This window comes from Flavobacterium sp. (assembly GCF_049318325.1).
Classification (GTDB): Bacteria; Bacteroidota; Bacteroidia; order Flavobacteriales; family Flavobacteriaceae; genus Flavobacterium.
The window spans coordinates 1-3408 of sequence record NZ_JBMOGQ010000187.1 but is presented as its reverse complement, the minus strand read 5'-3'; the positions used below and the strand labels follow the sequence as shown (position 1 = coordinate 3408).

Below are 3408 nucleotides of genomic sequence, written 5' to 3'. Positions count from 1 at the left end.
ACCGGAATGGCCTCGTCTTTCTCCCCATAATAGGAGCGAAGGGGCGTATTACTTCTCCATCGATAACTTTCGGCGGTGTTCATGGCTTGGCAAAGCGGACTGGATCCTAGCCGAAGTTCTTCCACGAATTCAGGATTGAGGAATTCCAATAAATTGGGAGTGGTCTTTTGTAACAAATCGAGGAAACCGATCTTGAATTCATAAAAATCCTTCGCAGCCTGATAGTATTTGGGTTGAATGGCTTTCGTAGCCAATCCACTCAATCCCCCAAACTCCTCATATGCAAATAAGAGATAGCACATGCTACCGATTGACGAAGATGCATCGATGGGACGAGGATTCAATACCGCGTGGGTAATCACATAAAACAAATCAGCCGGCGTTGCTGCAGTTACCGTAGCGCTTACGGGAATCTTGGCTTGCTCCAAACCACGCAGGAAAACGAGGGTACTATAGGCTCCTTGTGACCAACCCAGGGTGAAAAAATTACCGACTTTAATTTTTTGCTGAGCCAGAAATTCCTGTGCTGCCGCATACATATCCATGCAAGTCTGCTCAGTGCTTCGGCGTAGGTAGTAGACATTGTTTTCTTTAGAATCTCCCAAACCAGCATAATCGGCAGCAATCACGATATAGCCCTGCCCTCCAAACCTAGCAAGCATCAACTTGGTCTCCATGGATCGTTCGATGTTTGAAGGAACATCGGTCTTACTGAACACGGTTCCGTGTTGGTAGGATACCATTGGTGAGCCTGCAGCGAAAATGGTCGGAATAGCAACCAAGCCTGTTTGCTCGGACGGTATATTGTTTTTCTCCGGAATGGAAGTTTGGAAAGTAATCTTGTAGAGCGTTAAACTGTTGATGGCGTTGGGGTATTTGCCCTTGAAAGCTGAAAACGGCATGGGAGAACCATCTAAAAAAGGTTCCAACTCCTCATTAAAAACTCGATTGAGCTTAGCGGTATCAAACTCGCCAATCTTCTCCGCTCGTATGAGTTTCCCTTTTTGAACCGTCGAGGCAGTATCCGATTTGACCTGTGGTTTGCATCCAGAAAACAAAATGCCAGCGATCATGAAAATCCCTAATACACCTATGATAAAACGCTGCCGGACGAAAGTAATTATTGCGCTCATGAAGTTTATTTTTAATTGCAATGATAAGGATTTATCATCGCATATTCAAGGGGGTGGTGCTTTAAATAGTCACTTTTTTGAGTTAAGTATTTTGGCCGTTCAACTATGAAGTGTACTTCAACAAAGATGATTATATCAGTTGATGTTTTTTGCACTTCCTTTGCCACTATCGGATTATCTGGATTCATAAAATTAGATCTGAAATGGGGGACAAAGGATGATAAATCTACTTTAGAGGAAGGTGTGGAATTAGATGAACGATATGTGATCACAGCTCTAGGCACTGTTCGGCTTAAACATGGCCGAGGTAGTCAACACACATCCCATTCTTCTCCCATGCTGCCAGTCATAAATTATTGAGGCTCACTTGGTAGGCACTACTCAGTACATGATCATAATCGTTGGATATGAGCTTTTCAAATCGCTATATATTATATTACAGAGCAACCAGATGCCGGTTAAATCGATTACAAAAGTCGCAGCTATTGCCATGGCCAATAAAGTGATTACTCTGAATTTGAAAGAGATAGAACCAATAGAGTTGTTCGGTATATCTACCCTTATCATCTCCATTGGTGTATCCTACTTTTTATTTCAAAAAGATCCGGAGATCAAGGAATAAAGACCGGTATGACGCCTTCACCGACCCATATTTAATGGCTAGTTAAGTTTAAACCGGTTTCGAAAATGTTTTTAAGAAGTAAGCTCACAGCCAGCAACTCCACGCCAAAAAGCATAGTCATTTTCTTTTGAATTAGCCAAAAGGTTTCCCTAGAATAAAAAACTTCAACTTTTATGCTGACTTCAGTTAAACGATTTAATGAGGCATACTTTAACTTCTGATATTGATCTTCTCGAAATAATAAAAAAGAACAAAGGAATAAATTTTAAACTGGTCCAATTTCCTTGTACCCCATTTGTACCCCGCCCCTGAAAACCTTTACTGGTAAGGGTTTTAATGTTTTGTATCGGTAAATAATATAAAAATAAATCATTATGTGTCTATTGGATTACTTCTTTTAATGATGCATATTTCTATTTAAAATGCTAACTAATAAATGTCTTACTGTTTCCATTTCTTCTGCTTTACTTGAAGCAACAAATAAAGTTAGACTGGCTAAAGCTTCGTTACTAATTATTGGTTGACCTTGCTCGTTATACAATAAATTATTTCGTTCTAAAAACAATAGAAAACAAGCTGCAGCAATTCTTTTGTTGCCGTCCACAAAAGCATGATTCTTGACAATTAAATAAAGCAGCATCGATGCTTTTTCTTCAATACTTAAATAAATATCCTTTTTGTCAAATTGTTGTTCAATTAATGTAACAGCACTTTTAAATCCTCCGTCTTTTTCTTTTCCAAAAATATTAGAATTAAAATCTGTTTTCATTCGTTCAACCACTTCCATATATTCGTTCAACGCAGGATATTTGGCTTTTCTTTTGTGTTTACCGATTTTATCCAAAGCCTCATGATCGTAATCATCTAATAATTTCAAACCAAGACTAAATTGATGAAGCCACTCAAAATCTTTAGCACTTGCTTTCTCTACAATTGCTCTACTGAGTATTTTAATTCCATCATGCAAAACTTGAATTTCTTTATTTTTTTGAGCTAAACGTTTTTCATTTATGGCAACACCTTCTATTAGATAGTCTTTCAATCGTTGGGTGGCCCATTGACGAAATTGAGTTCCCCTAATTGATTTAACGCGATATCCTACTGAAATGATTATATCCAGATTATAATATTTTGTTTTGTACCTTTTTCCGTCTGAGGCAGTTGTCAAGGATTCCTTGACAACTGAAGAAGATTTTAATTCCTTCTCTTTAAAGCAGTTATTGATATGTAAACTTATATTTTGCTTAGTTTGTCCAAAAAGGATTGCCATTTGTTGTTGAGTCAACCAAACGGTGTCATTCTCAAAATTTACTTCAATCTGAGTTTGTTTGTCTTTTGATCTATAAATTATAATTTCCTTCATGATTTCAAAATGAGCTATGAGTAATTTCACAACAAACGTAAAGTTAGAGAAGATAAGTATCTTTTAAATTAAAGAAAGTTCAAGGCTGGCTAATGCATCTCTAAATCCATAAGTTCTTACTTTTTATTCCTGTACCTCATTTGTACCCCACCTCTGAAAACCTTTACTGATAAGGGTTGTAAAGTTTTGTATCGGTAAGTAAGTGGCAAAAACAATCACCTAAAAAACAGCCACAAAACACATTGAAACCCTTACTTAGTAAGGGTTTTGTCATTTAATCATTTTTGTCT

General features: G+C 37.5%; 3 protein-coding genes. 1 reads left to right on the top strand and 2 read right to left on the bottom strand.

Annotated features, from left to right (window positions below; translation table 11 throughout):
- A partial coding sequence (locus tag ACOYLP_RS11455) for an alpha/beta hydrolase family protein (protein ID WP_422856305.1) occupies positions 1–1133 on the bottom strand: 1133 nt, incomplete at its 3' end.
- A gap of 388 nt (positions 1134–1521) precedes the next feature.
- Here ACOYLP_RS11455 and ACOYLP_RS11450 point away from each other — a divergent pair.
- The gene (locus tag ACOYLP_RS11450; protein WP_422856304.1) at positions 1522–1755 is read left to right on the top strand and encodes a phosphate-starvation-inducible PsiE family protein; all 234 of its coding nucleotides are present in this window, start codon (positions 1522–1524) and stop codon (positions 1753–1755) included.
- A gap of 397 nt (positions 1756–2152) precedes the next feature.
- Here ACOYLP_RS11450 and rhuM read toward each other — a convergent pair whose 3' ends face one another.
- Complete coding sequence (gene rhuM, locus ACOYLP_RS11445; protein ID WP_422856303.1) at positions 2153–3118, bottom strand: RhuM family protein; 966 nt, start codon at positions 3116–3118, stop codon at positions 2153–2155.
- Positions 3119–3408 lie beyond the last annotated feature (290 nt).